Raw genomic sequence first — 18,626 nt, 5'->3', positions numbered from 1 at the left:
GTTATATGTAATATTAGAATACTTTCTTAGCCAGAAAGGTCGTATGGAGAATCTGTATCAATTCCTTCCAGCTTTGCCAAAATTTGAGGCTTAATCTTTTCATACTCGCTTTTGAGTAAGCTTTTACTAATTTGGGGATCGGCAGATGATACCAAAGCGTTGCTAGTTGTTACCCACTGTTGTAATCTTTGGCGTTGAGCAGGAGCGATACTTGAAAGTAGGATATGGGCACAGCGACTTGGTGTTTCTCGCGCAAAGAACAAAAGACGGTAGTAACCTTTATGCTGTAACAAGCGGGCGATTTCTTGACCAAGACTGGTTTTGAGGTCAAGGTAATAATGTAACCATTTAGCCCCATGTTTACGGTTGTGGATAACAGTAATCCACAGCAACATGGGATGGGGAATAGAAATAAAAAGAAATTGATTGTAGCGGGTACAAACTAAGCGCTTTTGAATTTCTTGTTGCTGTAGCATGACCCACAAGGCAGGTAAAACTTCCCCATTGATATGAATCGGCTGGGTAAATACAATATCGGCAATTGGTTTATTTTGGGGCCAGGAAATGGCACGAGTAATTTCATCATTTGATAAGGATAGCGGTAAATCGGCTTTCGTTTTTTGTTCAAGCTCAGTGCTAACTGTAGTAGTAGGAACTAGTGCGTGGCTGTCTTGCTTAATTTTGCGTACGTGCTCAGGCTGTTCTAGGGATGTTAAAATTTTAAGGATTTCACTGATTGTTTGAGGGCGATCGCTTGCTGGTTTGGCTAAGCAACTCATCACCAAATTTTCTATTTCTTTTGGCAGTAACAATCCAGGGGCAGCCTCAGAAAAAGAACGTGGTTGTTGATAGTGATGTACTTTATACCATGCCCCAAATGAGTGAGTTGGTGCAATTAGTGGCATTTTGCCTGTGAGCATTTCAAACATCATCACGCCCAAACTATAAATATCAGCGCGGTTATCTAGTTCCTTACCCTCCATCTGTTCGGGAGAGGAGTAAGCTAGCGTCCCCAAATAGAATTTTGTATGGTCGCCATCTGAGTGTATTAACTTAGCAATACCAAAATCTAGAACCTTGACCAACTCCCCAAAACTAGAGTCTTGAATCACCAGCATATTGCTAGGCTTAATATCGCGGTGGATAATTGGGCAGATTGTGCCATCAACTGGGATGCCATTATGAGCGCACTGTAACCCCAGGCTAATTTGACGTACCATGCTGAGGAATCTTGGCAAAGGTAGTTGCTGCTTACGAACAATATTGTTCAGGCTTTGTCCTTGTAGGTATTCCATAACGTAGAACGGAGTGTTATTTTCATCGACGCCATAGTCCATTACTCGGACAATGTGGATGCTTTTTTGCCCTAGTAAAGCACAAGTTTTTGCTTCTCGCTCAAAGCGGTCTTGCAATCGCATCTTTTCATTTTGGATTGACAAGGCAAGGAACTTGACAGCAACGGGTACTCCTCCCAACAAAATATCCTTAGCACGATAAACCCGACCCATCGCTCCAGTACCGATTAACTCCTGCATCTGGTAGCGTTTGCTAAGTAAGCGACCAATGTTGGGGTCTGACATAGTAGAAAATTTGACTCTAATGTTCAACAATAGTTTGGCAAGTCAAAAGTCAGGGGTCAGAATTATAGAGAACTCCTGGCTCGTTTGAGACAGCCAAATGCTTTGATTCTGATTTAGTTTGCCCAATTTTGAGCTAATAGTTGTTAATCAAAGGGTTAAGGGTCAAAAGTTACTTAAAGACTTTGAAAAAATGACAAATGGCAAATGACTATTATGTTGACTGACGTTCTAGGCTAGCTTCCATTGTGCTAGTTAAAAAGTGACCGACTAATACACCACTAGTTAAATAGTAGCTAGTATCATTGACCCGGAGTAGGGTTTCAAAGCCACTACGACGCTGGCGATCGCCCAGTACCCAATAACGCTGCACAATGGTATCTGGGCCAATCCAGCCTTCGCCTTCAACCTGTCCTAAAAGATTATGCTGAAGTAAAAAAGTATACTGGCGTTCTCCATCATGCAGACGCCCTTTGTATTGCAACGAAATTTCCGAGTGATCGCTATTACTTGGAAATATCAGCTTTGTGGCCATAGTAAACCAGTTATCTCGATTCCAAGCCACTAAAGTCATACCCTTGACGCTGATTGGCAAGCCATTACGTTCCAGCCAGCTTCCTTGCATTGTCCAGCGTCCTGGTTCCAATAAAAAAGTATGAGCCACCTTCTACATTCCCTGTCTTGATCCATTGACGCCAAGACTACAGTTATAGCAGTGCTGAGACACCAATACTTCTCGGTTAAAGAGTAGAGGGAAAAGGGAAAAGCTTAAGTTTTATCCCTACCCTTTAGCTTTTAACCTTCTCTTAAACTAAAAGGGAGCTAAATAGTGCGAATCCTTAGGAATATTGGCTGAGACACTAAACTTTTGTATGACCCAAGCCGATCAAAAGATAATGTCAAGTCTAATACGTATTAGACTTGACATTATCTTTTATAACTTGCACCTGAAGTTACTTTTAGTTTCTACAGTCAAACTTAATATAGATTTTAAACTAAGTTTATTAAAAATTAGAGAAAACAATTCTCTAATTTTTAATTTTTAACGGTGTGCGTGAATCCCTGGGGCATAAGCCTCAATGACTCTGCCAGTAAGAGTGCAACTAATCATCAAATAATCACAACTTGGGCACTGAGTTCGAGTTAATTGACTATCAAAAATATAATAGCGTTCTGCTTTACTCCCACAGTTTGGGCAGTGAATCTTTTGTACTATCTGCATCTTAAAACCCCTGGTTGTGATTATTTTTTATTTTGTAAAACTGGGTATTAAATCAGGAAAAATTCTGGTTCAACTCAACTTAACAAACTGCCTTGATATTTGGTTTATTATTTTAAACAAAATTTCAAGGTTGAAAATTTTTTCATATCTTTGTTTATTATCTTATAATTTAGGTTATTTTATACTCTTACTTTAGACACATATAATTATTTTTTAATTAAATTATGCTTAGAGATTCACTGATCCCTATAATTAATGCTTTGAGAGAGCCTTATTTATAGTTATTTTAGACGAATACAAAAAAGCCGTTCTTGTATTCAAAAATCAAAACCCAGAAATTACTGTATCTTGAGTTACAAAATCTCTATCTTAAGATTTAGTTAACATTTTTTGGAAAGATTTATGAGATTAAATTTTGGTGAGATATAGCAAAGTGCTGAGTGCTGTTAGCGGTAGCGGGGCGTTTAGCCCGTGTTGAGTAGAAACCCAGTTGCTTCAGAGCTTTGAGCAATCAACACTGTCCTAACCTATGTGACGACAGCTATACTAGCAGCTCTAACATCACTAAATTAGGATGTCGGTATTGGACAGCGCAAGTCACTCTTGCTATTAGTCTTCATGCTCCCTAATATTTCTCGGTTAAACGGAAAAGAGAAAAGGGAAAAGGTAAAGCAAGGGTTTAAATTCACCCCTTAACCTTTTCCCAGACCACACCAGAGGTGAGGAGTTATCAAGAAGGATGAAAATAATCGTAAATTTCTTGAGCTAAACGCGGGCCAATTCCCGAAACCTCAGCGAGTTGTGTAGGTGTAGCCTGCCGAATATAATCAACTGAGCGAAAATGCCCCAACAGCTGCTTTTGTCGATGGTGTCCCAAACCGTGGATTTCATCTAAACGCGATCGCTTCAACTTGTCAGTACGTTGCTGGCGATGGAAACTCACTGCAAACCTATGTGCTTCATCTCGCAATCGTCGCAACAACTGTACTCCTGGTTGTTCTGCATCAGTTGTCAAGGGTTTAGACTCTCCTGGTAAAAAAATCTCCTCTCGCTGCTTCGCCAGACTAACAACTCGCAAGTCTTCTAATACATTTATCTCTTGCAAAACAGCAACAACTGATGATAGCTGACCCTTACCGCCATCTATCATGATTAAATCAGGCCAGTCAGGATTACCCAAGCGTGGCAATTGTGGATCTATAGCGCTTTCGCTGACGCTATACTTGCGGAACCGACGCTGGATAACTTCAGCAAGACTGGCAAAATCATCTGAATGTCCTGCTGTGACTGTAGGATTTTTGATTTTGTAATGGCGATAGTGTTGCTTAGCTGGTAAGCCATCAATAAACACGACTTGGGAGGCTACAGCATTTGACCCTTGAATATGGGAAATGTCATAACCTTCGATGCGGTGAGGTAAGTCTGGTAAATCGAGAATGGCGGCTAAATCTTGCATTGCTTGATGGTTGCGATCGCCAAATTTCTGCATTCTTTGCAATTCATACTGGGCATTTCGCTCTACCATCTCAATTAATTCTGCCTTGGTTTGGCGCATGGGAGCCAAAATTGTTACTTTTCTTCCTTTACGCTGAGTCAAGACATCAGCCAATATCTCTCCATCTGGTAAATCGTGTTGTACTAAAATCTCTGCGGGTATTTCCACTGAGTCAGCGGTTTGGTAATGTTCCTCTAAAGCTCGTTGTAAGATAGCTCCTGGTTCTGCATGAGTATCAGCTACAAATGCTAGGCGTCCTACTAATTGCCCAGCACGAATCTGGAATAATTGAATGCACGCGTGTTTATCATCAGCTGCCAGTGCGATCGCGTCCCGTGAAACTGTATCATCTGGTAGCGAAACTTTTTGATTTGCATTTAGCGACTTTAAACCAGCAATTTGATCGCGAATCCGCGCTGCTGACTCAAAGTTTAACCCCTCTGATGCTGCTTGCATTTGTTGTGTCAAGATATCAATCAGTTCTTGAGTCCGACCTTGGAATACCATCGCTATTTTTTGCACGATTTTGCGGTATTCTTCTGATAAAATCAGTTGTTGACACACACCAGGACATCGTCCTAAATCATAATTCAAGCAAGGACGATCTTTGAATAGTGGTTGAGGTCGTTGTCGTAAAGGAAAGATTCGCTTGCACAGGCGTAATATTTCTCGCAATAGACCAGAATCAGTATAAGGGCCGTAAAATTTATCCTTTTCTTTACCTAATTGGCGCTTGCGGGTAATAAAAATCCGAGGATAGTCTTCTGACCAAGTAATGCATACATAGGGATATTTTTTATCATCCTTGAGCAACACATTAAAATAAGGCTGGTGTTGCTTAATCAAGTTTGCTTCCAGCGCCAGAGCTTCAGCTTCGGTATCGGTGACGATAAATTCAATTTCTGTCACCAGTTTTACCATTGTGGCTATGCGTTCGCTCTTATTGTACGCGTCTCGGAAATAGGAACGGACACGCGATCGCAATTTGCGTGACTTACCTATGTACATTATGCGATCGTTCTTATCCCGCATGAAATACACTCCCGGTTCCGGCGGAATTTCGGCTAGACGGCTTTCTAGTCTTTCGGGTTCTTTAATCAGTGGTAGTGTTTGAGTAGGTATTGTCACAACCAAAGTTAGGTAATCTTTCTCTATTTTAAGAAAAATTATTTTTTTATGCCGATTTAACAGAACATTTATCAAGTAAATATTAAGTAGAAGTGTGTTTAAGTATCGTATTTACACTTAAATTTATAGTATTCTTAGGTGTCTTACATTCATTCAAAGTCATACCTATTTAAAATTAATACTATTAATAAACTCTTAATTTATTTAATTGATCAATCAATCAAATAAATTAAGTTTTAATATAAATCTTATATCTATAGTTTGTCAATCACTTTTGTTCTCAATACTAATTTTTAATAATAAATTTTTATAAACATGGATTAAACTCTTAGCTTTTATATTACAAAGCTAATCATGTTTTCATATGTCTTTTATTAATTAATAAGCAATATTTCGGATTTACAATTTAACTTATAACATTAGGCAAATTAACGGATTGAGTAAATTAAATGTATGATTATGATTGTAGTTGTCACTTTTAAAGTTATTTAATATAACAATCTAACTATGAATTTACAAGATTTTGAATCCCAGTATCGTGAGTCTATGAGTGAAATGCTTAATGAATTACAAACAGCAGTTTTGCTATTAGCACAATTACAACTTAAAATTTATAAAATTGGTAGTTCCGTACAAAATATGAGTGAGACTATTGAAGAGTTTATTACCCAAAACAAATAGAATAAATACGTTGTTAATTAGGCAAGTTCATACGTAGCGCTCAGTAAACTCTTCTTGAATGGTCAGAATCAGATTCTTAAGATTTACGGGTTTAACAAAGTAGTGACGTGCACCTAATCTCATAGCTCGTTCTTGATCAGCTTTAAAGGCAAAGGCTGAAACCACAATGATAGGTATTTTTGACAAACTTGGTTTTTTCTGGATCTGTTCTAAGAGCGAATAACCGTCAATATCTGGTAACTTTAAGTCTAATAACATTAGCTCTGGCTGAAATTTCTCTATAGTTGAGAAAAAAGTCGAGCCTTTTGACAAGCCTTGGACATTGTATCCATAATAACTTAAATAGTCACTCAACAGCATTCTATTAACATCATTATCTTCAAGTAGCAAAACCCGTCTTAATTGATGCGATTTTAATTGCTGATTTATGGTAAGTAAATGTGCTGTCATTGCTGTCTATCTTCTTAGGTCAAAATCCATAGTTATTGCCAGAGACTCAAACAACATTGCATACAAATTTTAGAAAAAATAAAAACATGATTTATTTAGTTTAGATAAAAAATAAATTAAATTTTTGCGGCGATCCTGTGTTTAATGATATTATTTTACAATACAAAATCAATAAATCTTAAGCTTTTCTTTACGTAATTTTTATAATTTTCTTTAGCAAATAATTAATCTATTTTAGAAAATAATTCACCTCGTTTATTACAGTAAATTTTAAGGAATTTTACTGTAATAAACGATAGAAAATTTTCTATCTAGAGAAGTTTTTATCTGGATATTAGGTAATTTAACCGAGGATAGAAATTATTTTATAGTCGTAAGAAAGTGCTCATAAAAAAAGGGAGCTTATAGCTCCCTTACTGAATGGTAGTATTTAAACGGCAGTTTCAAATAGACGCTTTTTTCAACTTGCGTTGTGTGGCGAAGACTCCAGCAACACCCAGCAAACCAAGTATAACTGAGGGTTCTGGCACTGCTGTAGGAGGCATACCTTTGATAGTGACTTCATAGTTTCCACTGTGAGACTTGCCGTCAGCACCTAGTCCTGCACTGTTGGTTAGTCCACTTGCTGTAGCAGAAAAGCTGTAAAGGAAATCAGTTTTGTCATTGTAGGTAACTTTAACAACTTCACTGGCTTGGAAGCCATCTTTGAGAAAATTACCAAAAGTGCCTAACAGAGGAGCATAGTAATCTTTTAAATTGTAGTGACCGGCTAACCCAATTTGAATATCGCCAGTGGTGTCATTTTGATTAACGTAAGAGATATTAGGGTCGCTAGAGCGTTGGAAACCACCAATACCAAAAAATGCGCTAAAGGCTTGCTGGCGGATAAATGAGCTAGGGGTCAAACTTGGTAGACTCAGTGCCAATTTAATTGCAGATTCATTGGCTGTTAGACCAGCTGCATTATAAAATTGGTTAAACCAAGTATTTGCAAAGTTCTGTGCACCATAGCTTGTACTTAATCCTGACCCAGTACTAAACCAATCTGTTGCTGTCAGACTGCTCAAGGTAATACTTTTGCCACCAATTTGCCCTATCAAGGTGGTGTTTTTACTGAAATCAAAACCTACTTGTTCACTGCTAGCTCGCAACTCTACATTTCCAGTAGGATTTCCAGAGCTTCCATCTAGGACTTTTTGCACATTTGCCTGGGAATTGGGTATGACAAAGGTATTTGTAGCGTTGGAATCATAGACTAAATAATCACTTGCTGCTGTTCCACCGATAGTTGCGCCGGTGAGCGTGCCAGCTTGTGCTGGCACAGTAGCAAGAGCGCTCACACCAATAGCTATTGAGGCACCAATTACAAATTTTTCAAAAGTCATTTTCATGTTTTTAAAGTCTCCGTCATTTAGGGAGTTAAGTTTTAAACTACTGCCGCTTCTAGGGTTTGGCTGCCTTGACTACAAACTTTATGGCAATACGGTCGCTTAAAAGCGTAACCAGCATTGTTAGCTGTGTTTGGTAGCTGAGCGTACAAACCCAGTTTATGAGACTGGAAGACCTGATTGGTAAAGCTGCTGTTGATTATCAATAAAAAGATGACGAATATTTTTGTATCTTTATGCGTTTAATTACGTAATTTTGTAACTTGTTATAGTGATTAATAGAACATATTAAATATAATATGAAAGACTATGCAAGTATCATACAATTTCACCTTAAGATTGGACGCCCACTTGCAAAACCTAAGGGTTTTGAAATATGGGTTTGAAATTCGGCATTGCTGAATCAAGATATAAATTGTCATTCTGAGCGCAACGTAAAGCCTGTGGCATAGCTACGCTTAGGGCGGAGCCTCTCGCAGAGAAGTGAAGCGTATCTCCATGGAACGCTGCGCGTTGCTACACTCAGCATTACAAAATAAAATTCATACGCCAATTCAGCAACGCCCTGAAAAATTTGTAAGTTAAACACTCATTAGCTGAATACTAAGTTGCATTCTAAAGATGGTTTGTCCGATCAGAACCTTGGAGAAGGGATTAAGTAGAGGTTCAATTGAGAAACTCAGCAATTCGCTTCACAGCAGTTTCTAGCAATGGTGGCTCATGCACCAAGGCAAAGCGGACATACCCTTCTCCAGATTTGCCAAAGCCGGCACCTGGCGAAGCAGCTACACCAGTCTGTTTGACTAATTGGGTACAAAATTCTATGGAGTTTTGGCTCCACGGTAAGGGCAACTTTGCCCAGATATACATTGTGGCTTTGGGAGTCGAAACGTGCCAGCCAATGTGGTGTAAAGTAGTAACGAAGGCATCACGGCGTTGACGGAAGGTAGCAACAGCAGATTGAACTCCAGCTTGCGGCCCAGTCAGTGCAGCGATCGCACCATTTAAAATACCTCGATACTGATTAAAATCAACAGCTGCTTTTACCTGGCGCAAGGCGTTAATTAATTGGGCATTACCGATGGCATAGCCAATGCGGAAGCCGCCCATATTATAGGACTTGGAAAGGGTAAAAAATTCAATAGAAACGCTTTTATCTGGGTCAGCTTGCAGAATAGAAGGGACTAAGGATTTTGGATTTTGCGGAAAGTTGCAAGGAGGGTTTCCCTCCGTGGCAAACTTTCCAAGATGGATTTTAGATTTTGGACTGGGAGAAGAATTTTCCGACTCCCCAGCCTCAAATACTAAATCTACGTAGGGAAAATCATGAACCAAGACGAGATTGTGTTGCTGACAGAAGGCGACAGCTTCCTGGAAAAAAGATAATGGCGCGATCGCTGCGGTGGGATTGTGAGGATAGCTTAAAACCATCATCCGCGACTGGGCTAAGACGGGGGCGGGAATATCGGCAAACACTGGCAAAAAACCGTTTTCTGCCTGTAGTGGCATTGGGTAAATTTGACCGCTGGCTAGGTAGACTCCCCCGGCATGGGAGGGGTAGCCTGGATCTTGCAACAGGGCAAAATCTCCTGGATTGAGCAATGCTAGGGGTAAATGGGCTGTGCCTTCTTGGGAACCAATGAGGGGCAACACTTCAGTTTGCGGATCGACTTTGATGCCAAATTTTTGTTCATACCAGTTGGCTGCGGCTTGGCGAAACGCTTGAGTGCCATTAAACAGTAAATAACCGTGGGTGCTGCGATCATGTAGAGACTGGGCGATCGCCTCAATAACGTGTGCCTCAGCTGGTAAATCAGAAGACCCTAGTGACAGATCAATTAACTTTCGTCCAGCTGCCAAAGCTGTGGCTTTGGCCTTGTCCATATCAGCAAATACATTGGATTGTAGGGGTTGTAAACGTTTTGCAAATTGTATGTTAGTCATTTGTCCTCTCTTACAAAGTTCTGAGCTAAGGCTTCCTTAGATCAGACCTTGCGCTTTGTCCTCTCTGAAAAAGTTTTGATCCGAGGTTTCCTTGGATCAAAACTTTTCGCCTTGTCCTACCCTGCGAGAAGCCTTGACACTTGCAAACTCGCTAATGCTGCGCTGCCCGCTCCGGGGGTAACGTTCGCCACGCTAACAAAGGAAATCGGAGCAAGTAGCTTCCAAGACTGCGATCCCCTCACCGCTGGTGCATCTATGTCATTTGCTAATGACTAATTACTAACTACTACTTAAGTGTGTATCTAAGAGGGTAAGTAATTTATCTTTACCGATAACTCCCTCAGTGGATATTAAGACTTTCTCGTCTTGAATTAGTCTGAGAGCGGGTACGCCTTCCACTTGATACTGCTTGACAGTTAGTGGATTGGGGTCAATTTCCATTTTAACGACTTTGAGGCGATCGCTATATGCAGTAGCAGCTGAGTTAATCGCTGGCGACATCAATTGACAAGGCCCGCACCAAGAAGCCCAAAAGTAAACCAATACTGGTAGATCGGCTTTCAAAACTTCGGCTTCAAACTCAGCATCAGTTATGGTGATTACACCCTTACTCATTGCAGTCTCCATGAGGTGGCATTGATCAAAGTTGGCACACACAATACTCTATCCCAAACTGAGAGTCAGTGGTCAGTTATCAGTCATCAGTAGACCTCCTGCACGAATCAAGAAGCATGTGCCAGTTCGTAGTTCAGCAAACCAGCAATTAGATTGATGCGTAAGCCAAACCGCTTTCTACGGTTACGATAACGTCCTGAAAAAATGCGAAATATTTGAAAGCGGCGAATCGCATGTTCAATTTTAACTCGCAGTCGGGCTAAAGCTCGATTGTGCTGCTTTTCCGACTTGGGCAACGATTGCTTGCGAGGCTTTTTGGTCGGGGTACAAGCTCCAGCATGAGTTTTAGCAAACCCTTGATAGCCTCGATAAGCTAAACACAATTGCGACGACACAAACGGTAAGCGGCTGCGTTTAAGGAGCTTAAAGTCATGAGTTTTGCCTGTATCTACGGCAGTGCAGATAATTTGTCCCGTTTCAAACTCCACTAATAATTGCGCTTTGAGCGTGTGACGCTTATGCTTGCCGTTATAGTAGCGTTTCTGTTTTTTTTAGGCCGCTCGATGGCTATCTCCCCCACATCGACCACCATGACTTTCCATTCCCACCCAGGTTGATACAATTGCCTCTGGCTGGGTAGCCGGAACTTGCCGCACTTAACCAGTAGGTCTTCTACTTTTGGTACAATCCGCCCAACTGTAGTCTCGTGCAACCCCCAACTTACTCCAATGTGAAATTGAGTGCGATACTCTCGCCAATACTCCAATGCTACTAGCAACTGCTCTTCTACACTCAGTTTGGCTTGTCCACCTCGCCGTCCTTGGCGGTTTAGATGCGGCTCTAAAACCTCCACCATTTCAGCAAAGGTACTCCGATTGACCCCACACAAGCGTTTGAACTCAACATCTGAAAGCCTTTGTAGCTCGCTGTAGGCCATTGTTTCTCCTCAACGACGATGCTCCTTTTAGCTTCATTTTGCTATGAACAGCGCCAACTAGCACTCCGTCTTATTATTCATGCAGGAGGTCTAGTGACAAAAAACAAACAACTGACAATTTATGCAAAATCCCACAACCAACAGGCGTGGGACTAGCTTCAAATAAGTTTTTTGCCAATGTTACATTTGATCCAATTGCTTGCGTAGAGAATCCAACTCGGCATCAACAACTTCATTAGACTTAGGAGCGTTGGTTTCTTGTTGCGGCAGCAGTTGGGGCTGACTTTGGGGACTCGCAGGCGGTAGCATCTGCGCCTTCAAAGCTGCTAATTCGTCATCAACATCGCTACCAGATTCCAAACGGGCAAATTGGCTTTCTAAATCTGAACCCGCCAATTCTGCTACAGATTGGGCACGAGCTTCTTGCATCAAGACTTTTTCTTCCATCCGCTCAAAGGCAGACATTGCACTGCTGCTATTCATCCCACGCACCATGCCTTCGAGTTGCTCTTGGGCTTTGGCTGTAGTAATGCGAGTTTTGAGCATTTCTTTCTTGGTTTTAGCTTCAGAAAGCTTGCTTTCTAACTGAATTAAATTGCGCTTGAGGGTTTCAACTTGAGTGCTTTGCTGATCTAGACTGGCTTTGAGTTGCGTGCCAGTGTCAGTATAAGTTTTCTTGCGCTCTAGTGCTTGTCGTGCTAGGTTTTCGTCACCTTTTTGCAGAGCCAACTGGGCATTGCGTTGCCACTTATTAATTTCATTTTGGGTATCGTTGTACTGTTTTTCAGTACGTTTTTGGGCGGCGATCGCCTGGGCAACTCCCTGACGCAACTGTACCAAGTCTTCCTGCATTTCCAGGACGGCTTGCTCTAGCATTTTTTCGGGGTCTTCAGCTTTATTGACTAAATCGTTGAGGTTAGCACCGACTACTCGCTTAATGCGATCAAATAATCCCATAACCTTGTTTTTCCTTGTGTGGTTTACGCGCTTTGTTAGACCGTTAGCTTTTTTACTTTTTAATAGCTACCTATTTCAATGTAATCTTTCCAGGATGGATCAGTACCTCCCAACGACTCTTAAATATTAAGATATGTCCAAGCTGCGGTAATTGTCCGAAATTCACGGTTCCTGAGATTTGGGTATCTGCTGTTGGGGAGGTAGCACCATCCTCTGATTCCCTTCGGTAAGGAGATTGTCGTGCTGGGTATTTTCTGCTTGATTTAAAACCTGTAGCTTCATTGCTGCTAGTTCGGTATCAACATCATTAGTAGATTCTAATGAGGTAAATCGTTTTTCTAAGTCGTCGCTACTGAGTTGAGCGATCGCTTCTATTTGCGAAACTTTTTCTTCCATCCGCTCAAAGGCACTTAGACTACTGGTGGTAGAAACTCCGCTGAGCATTTCTTGGAGTCGATAAGATGCCTCAGCAGAACGAGCGCGAGCAATGTACATATCTTTTTTAGTTTTCGCCTCGGAAATTTTTAATTCTAGCGTCCGCATATCCTTTTTTAGCCTAGCTACTATATCGTTTTGCTGCTCTATCTGAGCAGAAAGAGCTTTGGCAGTTTCTTGGTAAGCTCGACGTTTAGTCAAAGCCTCCCGTGCTAGAGGTTCGTTGCCTTGTTGCAGTGCTAATTGGGCGCGGCGATACCATTCTTCTGCTTGAGACTGAGTAGCTGCTGCTTGTCGTTCTGTGCGTTTTTGCGTAGCGATCGCTTGTGCTACACCCTGCCGCAATTGCACCAGATTCCCCTGCATCTCTAGAACAGTTTGTTCCAGGATCTTTTCTGGATCTTCGGCACTGCCTATCAAACTATTAAAATTAGCTCTAATTACCCGCAGGATACGCTTGATCAATTCCATGTCGGCTCTCCATTCCCAAAACTCAGTAATGAGTTTTTATAATTACTCATAACTGTATATGTAGATGCCTCGCCCTAACTTCAGTGTTGAGGACTGATACTCCTAACTTTACGTAGGATTAGCAATAACTTTCTTGCAAGGCTTCCGACGCTCTGTACGAGACGCTGCGCGTAGCTTGGCTTCTCCGCAGGGGTACGCGGACTCGCTAGCGCTGCGCTATCGGCTCAGAAGTTCGGTGACTCATGACTCAGGACTTTTATCTCATGGTATCGTAGATTTTTACAACTCATTGCTGCTGAATCCGTGCTTGAATTCCCTTTGTCTGTAGCTCTTGCAGCTTTCGCTGTACTTCCTCTTTAGACTTAACTGCACCCAGATAAATAAATTTTTGGTTACGTGATAAATAAGCATCAGGGACTACTTGCCGTGCTGAGGCTAAAGCGCCTAATCCTTTATTATCTATCACTATATGATAGTATCCATCTGCTGCCGGTTTGATTTCTGCATTCAACTTTGGAGGGGTTGCACTTGGTTGTGGCGAGGTTTTTGCCGCTGGCGTTGAAGGCGAATTCAGGTTCGGTAATGGTGTTGTGGCAATCGGATTTGTCGGTTGGACTGCGATCGGGTTAGGTAATGCTACTTGCGGATTTACGGGGTTTTGGGGAGCGGCCGGATTAGGCATCGCAACAGGAGTTTGTTGGACTTGGGGCTTTAAGCCAACTACATCATTGGGATCTTTTACTTCTGGAAACTCTTTGGCTGCTAAATTGGGATACTTGGGTATGGGCGTAATCTCTGGTTGCAACTGAGGTTGAACATTACTCCAAATTTCCTCAGTATTCTCTGGTGTGGTAGACGAATCGCTGTTAAGTAATTTACTTAGATTTAACTGCGGTAAACTTTTAGGACTAAACACTACATAGCCCAAAGTTAGACTTGCTAATAATAGCAGTAGCATAGAGCCGATACCCAAAGGTGATAGCAGACTATCGTTAGAATTGCTTGGTTTCTTTGTTTCTGGTTCTTCTGTCAAACTTCGCAGCAGTGCTTCACTAGATTCTAGATAGTCATCTGGTTGTTTTGGAGTATCATCCGGTTGTACGAGGTTTTCACCTTTAGCATTCTTAATGACTGCTGGTACGATGCTGCTGGTATTGGGCGGGGGTGGTGGAGTTTGTGTTTTGGCATTGTGGCTGGATGGGATCTTGAGATGAACCATTTGCTTAGTTTTTGCTGTAGCTGGGGCTAGGTTTTCCTGGGGACTTGTGAGTGTAGATGCAGGCGGCGCGTTGGTCTTTGATGTAGCTGGAGCTGAATTCTCGTGGGAACTTGTGGGTGTAGATGCAGGCGGCGCGTTAGTTTTTATTTCTGCTAATTGTTGAGTTGTGCTTGATGTTGTAGTAATGGCAGTAAACTGCTGGGGTTGACTGTTGATGTAACTCCCCGCACGTGATTGGTTCAATGTCCTCGAACCATTTCGCGTGCGTCGGTATCGAGCTAACTCTTGATCTAGCTGCACCTCTAAACTCGCTAGTGCAGCTGCTAGTGCTGGTTTTAACCCAGGTGTTTTAGACGATTGAGTACTGGAATCGATCAAAGGGTTTTGAGTCATTGCTTCTGTGCCTCAAACATAGACTATTGGCTTAACTTTAGATATATTTGTGCCAATAGTAGCGAAAATTATTTATATATCATTCACAACAAAGAATGAAGGGCGATCGGTAACTCAGCACTCTCAAAGATGTCGTTGAAATCAGTTAATGATATTTTAGGCGTTTTAGAAAAGCAGGCTCAATGGCAGGAGCAACCATTACAACGCTTGCTCAAGTGTTGGGCGGAGGTTGTTGGCACAGTGGTTGCTGCACATACTCGACCTTTGTCGATTCAGCGCGATGTTTTGTGGGTAGCAACTTCTAGTGCTGCTTGGGCGCAAAACCTGACTTTTGGGCGATCGCAACTGCTTTTAAAGTTGAATGAACAGCTACCAACGCCTTTAGTGGATATTCGCTTCTCTACTGCTGGTTGGCAGCATTCACCAGTCACGAGCAAACACCAACAAACGGTTTTGCCATCTGAGCATCCTAGTTACATTGGTGATCCGGTTAGCCACCGTAAGGTTACACCAACTGTTAAGAACGCAAATAGTGCTTTTGGACATTGGGCTAAGACAATGCAAGCGCGATCGCATGGCTTACCGCTTTGCCCCCAGTGTCAATGTCCTACTCCACCCGGCGAACTTCAGCGTTGGGCTGTCTGTTCTTTCTGTGCCGCTAAGCAGTTATAAAAAACATGCCAGAAGGGGTGGTTTTTGGGCATAGGGATAGGGAATCTGACAAGTTTAGGTTTAAGGGCGACAAGGAGAACAAGGAAAATTTTGCGGCGTTGCTGCATTCAAATGAAAGTCCTAACTCACCCATTTATGAAAAACCTGCACCTGTGAGGATTGAGGAATGGGGCATGGGGACGAAATTTACCGTCGCTTTCGATGAATAGAGTCAGAATTGTTTAAAGCTCTAGTTTCGCCAGATATACTTAATTTAATAGGGGACAGCGATCGCCTTTCTGCTTAAACACTCAGCAACAAACTGGATTTAATGTCAGTCCTAACTTAAGTTAATGGCAACACTATTTAGTGATTATTCATTGAACGTAATTTATTTTTAACTAGCTTGCCACTGTTGTATAGAGAAATCCTGGATTGTTTAGACAGATAATAATTTCTTATTAAAAGATGACCGCTACACACCATGATGTAGACCAAATAATTCCGAACTGCATATTTTATGTCCTTCTTAAGGGTGAACTTAAAAGGTTAGCTAAATCAAAATCTTTATTTTTATCCTTGATCCCTAATTACTTTTAGCCCAAATTCCTACTTATCAACTTTAGATCATTTAAAAATATAACAAGAATATAAAGACATTCTAAAGTTTGTTTTGGAGCGGGGATCGCTAGAACCTATAGATAATAATGACTTTTTGCCTCTAATCCGTCTTTATATATAGAAGGAAAATAGAAGGGTGAAAATCAGCCATAAACGGCACTAAAGATGAGCCCAAATGAAACCTATTAAACTTTTGACATCTGCCTGTCGATATTGCCGTCATTATCAGCCAGAGGGTCGCCGTGGTGGAATGTGTCAACTGTTAGGAGTACAAGTACAAGCAACTTGGAAAGCTTGCTCTTTGGCGCTCCCACCTTTTGCACCTTCTTGGGAAAGTTTAGAAGATGCTTGGAGTTTGCCGGATGCGACACCAGTTTTAGCTACTTCTCAATCTCTAGCCTCAGATTTAGATAATGCTGCTCTAGCCACTTTAGAGGAAACAACTGCCTGCACCTCTGAACAGCTTCAGACTAAAGCAGTGCTTATTTAGCTACCCATTATTACTCTAATCAGTTTGTAATCTGCTAAAAATAAGATTTGCTTTTAAAATTTCTAATGTTGTAAATTTTGACATTTGCAAAAATCGCACTCTTCAGTGAGGTGCGATTTTTGCAAATTTAAGGTAGCCAAGGAAAATCCCGAAAATTAGGTGTACGCTTTTCGAGAAACGCTTGTTTTCCTTCAGCCCCCTCTTCTGTCATGTAATAGAGTAGAGTGGCATTGCCAGCAAGCTCTTGTAAACCAGCTTGCCCATCACAATCAGCATTGAATGCGGCTTTGAGACAGCGAATGGCGATCGGACTTTTTTCTAAAATCTCTTGTGCCCATTGAATACCTTCGGCTTCTAGTTGGGTAACTGGAACGACACAATTAATTAAACCCATTTCTAGAGCTTGTTGTGCATTATATTGGCGGCAGAGAAACCAAATTTCTCGTGCTTTTTTTTGTCCAACAATGCGGGCGAGATAACTTGCTCCAAAACCACCATCGAAACTGCCAACTTTGGGGCCAGTCTGCCCAAAAATGGCGTTATCGGCAGCAATGGTGAGGTCACAAATTAAGTGTAGGACGTGTCCACCACCGATCGCATATCCAGCCACTAAAGCAATCACCACTTTTGGCATGGAACGAATCAAGCGTTGCAAGTCCAACACGTTTAAGCGGGGAATGCCAGTATCATCTATATAGCCAGCGTGTCCTCGCACGCTTTGATCTCCACCAGAGCAGAAAGCGTATTTGCCATCAGTATGTGGGCCGATACCTGTAAATAGTACTACACCAATGTTTGTATCTTCACGAGCATCACAGAAAGCATCATATAATTCAAAGACGGTTTTAGGGCGGAAAGCATTGCGTTTGTGAGGGCGGTTGATGGTAATTTTAGCGATGCCATCAGTTTTGTGATACAGAATATCTTCGTAGGTTTTGGCAGTTTGCCAGTTAATTTGCATTGGTATGGAGTGCGCTGTTGTGCTTGAGAATTTTATCGCGGACTTAGGGACAAGCGATACCTGCGGTAGGCTACGCCTACGCTAAGATTGATGTCTTAAGCCTTTACAATCTGGTAATTGTTTGGGTGTTGAGGAATAAGCGGTCTTGAGGGTTTCCACGCCAGTTGCTATCCTACGGGAACGCTAAGAGCCAACAAGTCGGCAGAGCCGCCCAACGAACTGGCTCCCCATGAGCGACTATCGAATCCGAAGGGTGACGACGATTATCGTTTACAAGTATTTCTACCCTGAGTCAGTAGGAGATTGCAGCGATATTAGGACGGAATTTGGAAGAACCATTGGCTATTCGGGAAGCAAAGCAAGAAGGAGAAAGAAGGATCGTTTTACGACTATTAAATCGGCGTGTGGGTAATATTGAAATTTGTTAAAGTTTATTGCTTGTATTGTTCATGGACGATCATCGCTCTGTTGATTGTCCTTACAAACAATGCATGCTAGAAAACCTTAATTTATCCCACTACTATGCAACACCAAAGGAGAATTAATATGGATGAGTTTATGGAAGTTGCGATCGTACAAGCAAAACAAGGCAGACAAGAAGGCGGAATTCCCATTGGTTCTGTTCTTGTTAAGGATGGTCAAATTCTCGGCAAAGGACACAACAAACGTGTGCAAGATGGCGATCCTGTTACTCACGCCGAAATTGATTGTCTCCGTAATGCTGGTAGAGTTGGTAGCTACAGAGGTACAACACTCTATTCAACCTTAATGCCGTGTTACCTCTGCGCTGGAGCAGTAGTACAATTTGGTATAAAAAAAGTCATTGTTGGAGAATCAAGAACTTTTTCAGGCGCTAAAGAATTTATGGTATCTCATGGTGTGGAAGTAATTGATCTCAATCTTGACGAATGCGAACAGATGATGAGCGAGTTTATTGAAACTAATTCAGAACTTTGGAATGAGGATATTGGGAAATAGTTATATGAGGCAT

The 18,626-nt window shown here is 41.7% G+C and carries 19 protein-coding genes; 5 read left to right on the top strand and 14 right to left on the bottom strand.

Annotation, left to right across the window (positions count from 1 at the left end; translation table 11 throughout):
* Positions 1-26: 26 nt before the first annotated feature.
* The 4 genes from HCR01_RS03030 to uvrC form a co-directional block, all read right to left on the bottom strand.
* Positions 27-1,580, bottom strand: a complete 1,554-nt coding sequence (locus HCR01_RS03030; protein ID WP_193194415.1) for a serine/threonine protein kinase — start codon at positions 1,578-1,580, stop codon at positions 27-29.
* A gap of 211 nt (positions 1,581-1,791) precedes the next feature.
* Complete coding sequence (locus tag HCR01_RS03025; protein WP_193194414.1) at positions 1,792-2,241, bottom strand: hypothetical protein; 450 nt, start codon at positions 2,239-2,241, stop codon at positions 1,792-1,794.
* Positions 2,242-2,619: 378 nt separating this feature from the next.
* The gene (locus HCR01_RS38375) at positions 2,620-2,799 is read right to left on the bottom strand and encodes a replication restart DNA helicase PriA (RefSeq protein WP_226889098.1); all 180 of its coding nucleotides are present in this window, start codon (positions 2,797-2,799) and stop codon (positions 2,620-2,622) included.
* 730 nt (positions 2,800-3,529) lie between these two features.
* The gene (gene uvrC / locus HCR01_RS03020) at positions 3,530-5,422 is read right to left on the bottom strand and encodes an excinuclease ABC subunit UvrC (RefSeq protein WP_193194412.1); all 1,893 of its coding nucleotides are present in this window, start codon (positions 5,420-5,422) and stop codon (positions 3,530-3,532) included.
* A 507-nt stretch (positions 5,423-5,929) separates the two neighbouring features.
* Here uvrC and HCR01_RS03015 point away from each other — a divergent pair.
* The gene (locus tag HCR01_RS03015; RefSeq protein ID WP_193194410.1) at positions 5,930-6,103 is read left to right on the top strand and encodes a hypothetical protein; all 174 of its coding nucleotides are present in this window, start codon (positions 5,930-5,932) and stop codon (positions 6,101-6,103) included.
* A gap of 27 nt (positions 6,104-6,130) precedes the next feature.
* Here the strand turns inward: HCR01_RS03015 and HCR01_RS03010 are convergent, their stop codons facing one another.
* From HCR01_RS03010 to HCR01_RS02975, 9 genes are all read right to left on the bottom strand, one after another.
* The gene (locus HCR01_RS03010) at positions 6,131-6,553 is read right to left on the bottom strand and encodes a response regulator (protein ID WP_193194408.1); all 423 of its coding nucleotides are present in this window, start codon (positions 6,551-6,553) and stop codon (positions 6,131-6,133) included.
* A gap of 443 nt (positions 6,554-6,996) precedes the next feature.
* Positions 6,997-7,944 (bottom strand): NF038130 family PEP-CTERM protein, encoded by a 948-nt coding sequence (locus HCR01_RS03005; RefSeq protein ID WP_193194406.1) that lies wholly within the window; start codon positions 7,942-7,944, stop codon positions 6,997-6,999.
* A gap of 663 nt (positions 7,945-8,607) precedes the next feature.
* Entirely contained in the window at positions 8,608-9,885 is a 1,278-nt protein-coding gene (locus tag HCR01_RS03000; RefSeq protein ID WP_193194405.1) for an LL-diaminopimelate aminotransferase, read from the bottom strand.
* Positions 9,886-10,164: 279 nt separating this feature from the next.
* Entirely contained in the window at positions 10,165-10,500 is a 336-nt protein-coding gene (locus HCR01_RS02995; RefSeq protein ID WP_193194403.1) for a thioredoxin family protein, read from the bottom strand.
* A 107-nt stretch (positions 10,501-10,607) separates the two neighbouring features.
* Entirely contained in the window at positions 10,608-10,988 is a 381-nt protein-coding gene (locus HCR01_RS38370) for a transposase family protein (RefSeq protein ID WP_320073078.1), read from the bottom strand.
* Positions 10,988-11,437 carry a transposase family protein gene (locus HCR01_RS38365; protein ID WP_264299874.1) on the bottom strand — a complete coding sequence of 150 codons (450 nt, stop codon included), beginning with the start codon at positions 11,435-11,437 and terminating at the stop codon, positions 10,988-10,990. Before HCR01_RS38365 ends, HCR01_RS38370 begins: the two co-directional genes overlap by 1 nt.
* 180 nt (positions 11,438-11,617) lie before the next feature.
* Complete coding sequence (locus HCR01_RS02985) at positions 11,618-12,394, bottom strand: PspA/IM30 family protein (RefSeq protein ID WP_162400017.1); 777 nt, start codon at positions 12,392-12,394, stop codon at positions 11,618-11,620.
* A gap of 162 nt (positions 12,395-12,556) precedes the next feature.
* Positions 12,557-13,300, bottom strand: a complete 744-nt coding sequence (locus HCR01_RS02980; RefSeq protein ID WP_193194401.1) for a PspA/IM30 family protein — start codon at positions 13,298-13,300, stop codon at positions 12,557-12,559.
* A 286-nt stretch (positions 13,301-13,586) separates the two neighbouring features.
* The gene (locus tag HCR01_RS02975; RefSeq protein ID WP_193194399.1) at positions 13,587-14,912 is read right to left on the bottom strand and encodes a hypothetical protein; all 1,326 of its coding nucleotides are present in this window, start codon (positions 14,910-14,912) and stop codon (positions 13,587-13,589) included.
* 129 nt (positions 14,913-15,041) lie between these two features.
* On the opposite strand from HCR01_RS02975, the gene HCR01_RS02970 reads away from it, so the two are divergent.
* Both HCR01_RS02970 and HCR01_RS02965 read left to right on the top strand, forming a co-directional pair.
* Positions 15,042-15,584 (top strand): DUF721 domain-containing protein, encoded by a 543-nt coding sequence (locus HCR01_RS02970; protein ID WP_193194397.1) that lies wholly within the window; start codon positions 15,042-15,044, stop codon positions 15,582-15,584.
* A gap of 775 nt (positions 15,585-16,359) precedes the next feature.
* Positions 16,360-16,674: a hypothetical protein gene (locus HCR01_RS02965; protein WP_193194395.1), complete on the top strand. Its 315-nt coding sequence runs from the start codon at positions 16,360-16,362 to the stop codon at positions 16,672-16,674.
* A 127-nt stretch (positions 16,675-16,801) separates the two neighbouring features.
* Here the strand turns inward: HCR01_RS02965 and menB are convergent, their stop codons facing one another.
* On the bottom strand, positions 16,802-17,635 hold the full coding sequence (menB, locus tag HCR01_RS02960; RefSeq protein ID WP_193194393.1) for a 1,4-dihydroxy-2-naphthoyl-CoA synthase: 834 nt from the start codon (positions 17,633-17,635) through the stop codon (positions 16,802-16,804).
* 326 nt (positions 17,636-17,961) lie between these two features.
* Between menB and HCR01_RS38360 the strand changes: the two genes are divergently transcribed.
* The gene (locus HCR01_RS38360) at positions 17,962-18,063 is read left to right on the top strand and encodes a DUF4351 domain-containing protein (RefSeq protein ID WP_320073077.1); all 102 of its coding nucleotides are present in this window, start codon (positions 17,962-17,964) and stop codon (positions 18,061-18,063) included.
* 118 nt (positions 18,064-18,181) lie between these two features.
* Complete coding sequence (locus tag HCR01_RS02950; protein WP_193194391.1) at positions 18,182-18,613, top strand: nucleoside deaminase; 432 nt, start codon at positions 18,182-18,184, stop codon at positions 18,611-18,613.
* The last annotated feature ends 13 nt before the right edge of the window (positions 18,614-18,626 follow it).

The sequence above is a fragment of the Nostoc sp. MG11 genome, assembly GCF_014904695.1.
In the GTDB taxonomy this organism is placed as follows: Bacteria; Cyanobacteriota; Cyanobacteriia; order Cyanobacteriales; family Nostocaceae; genus Komarekiella.
This window is presented reverse-complemented; position numbering and strand designations above follow the sequence as displayed.

What these genes read in the sequence shown, in the direction of transcription:
- HCR01_RS03005 (WP_193194406.1), bottom strand. Translation starts at nt 7,944, where the DNA reads ATGAAAATGACTTTTGAAAAATTTGTAATTGGTGCCTCAATAGCTATT.
- HCR01_RS02970 (WP_193194397.1), top strand. Translation starts at nt 15,042, where the DNA reads ATGTCGTTGAAATCAGTTAATGATATTTTAGGCGTTTTAGAAAAGCAG.
- HCR01_RS02965 (WP_193194395.1), top strand. Translation starts at nt 16,360, where the DNA reads ATGAAACCTATTAAACTTTTGACATCTGCCTGTCGATATTGCCGTCAT.
- HCR01_RS02975 (WP_193194399.1), bottom strand. Translation starts at nt 14,912, where the DNA reads ATGACTCAAAACCCTTTGATCGATTCCAGTACTCAATCGTCTAAAACA.
- HCR01_RS03000 (WP_193194405.1), bottom strand. Translation starts at nt 9,885, where the DNA reads ATGACTAACATACAATTTGCAAAACGTTTACAACCCCTACAATCCAAT.
- menB (WP_193194393.1), bottom strand. Translation starts at nt 17,635, where the DNA reads ATGCAAATTAACTGGCAAACTGCCAAAACCTACGAAGATATTCTGTAT.
- HCR01_RS02985 (WP_162400017.1), bottom strand. Translation starts at nt 12,394, where the DNA reads ATGGGATTATTTGATCGCATTAAGCGAGTAGTCGGTGCTAACCTCAAC.
- HCR01_RS02980 (WP_193194401.1), bottom strand. Translation starts at nt 13,300, where the DNA reads ATGGAATTGATCAAGCGTATCCTGCGGGTAATTAGAGCTAATTTTAAT.
- HCR01_RS02995 (WP_193194403.1), bottom strand. Translation starts at nt 10,500, where the DNA reads ATGAGTAAGGGTGTAATCACCATAACTGATGCTGAGTTTGAAGCCGAA.
- HCR01_RS03030 (WP_193194415.1), bottom strand. Translation starts at nt 1,580, where the DNA reads ATGTCAGACCCCAACATTGGTCGCTTACTTAGCAAACGCTACCAGATG.
- HCR01_RS03015 (WP_193194410.1), top strand. Translation starts at nt 5,930, where the DNA reads ATGAATTTACAAGATTTTGAATCCCAGTATCGTGAGTCTATGAGTGAA.
- HCR01_RS38375 (WP_226889098.1), bottom strand. Translation starts at nt 2,799, where the DNA reads ATGCAGATAGTACAAAAGATTCACTGCCCAAACTGTGGGAGTAAAGCA.
- HCR01_RS03010 (WP_193194408.1), bottom strand. Translation starts at nt 6,553, where the DNA reads ATGACAGCACATTTACTTACCATAAATCAGCAATTAAAATCGCATCAA.
- HCR01_RS02950 (WP_193194391.1), top strand. Translation starts at nt 18,182, where the DNA reads ATGGATGAGTTTATGGAAGTTGCGATCGTACAAGCAAAACAAGGCAGA.
- HCR01_RS38365 (WP_264299874.1), bottom strand. Translation starts at nt 11,437, where the DNA reads ATGGCCTACAGCGAGCTACAAAGGCTTTCAGATGTTGAGTTCAAACGC.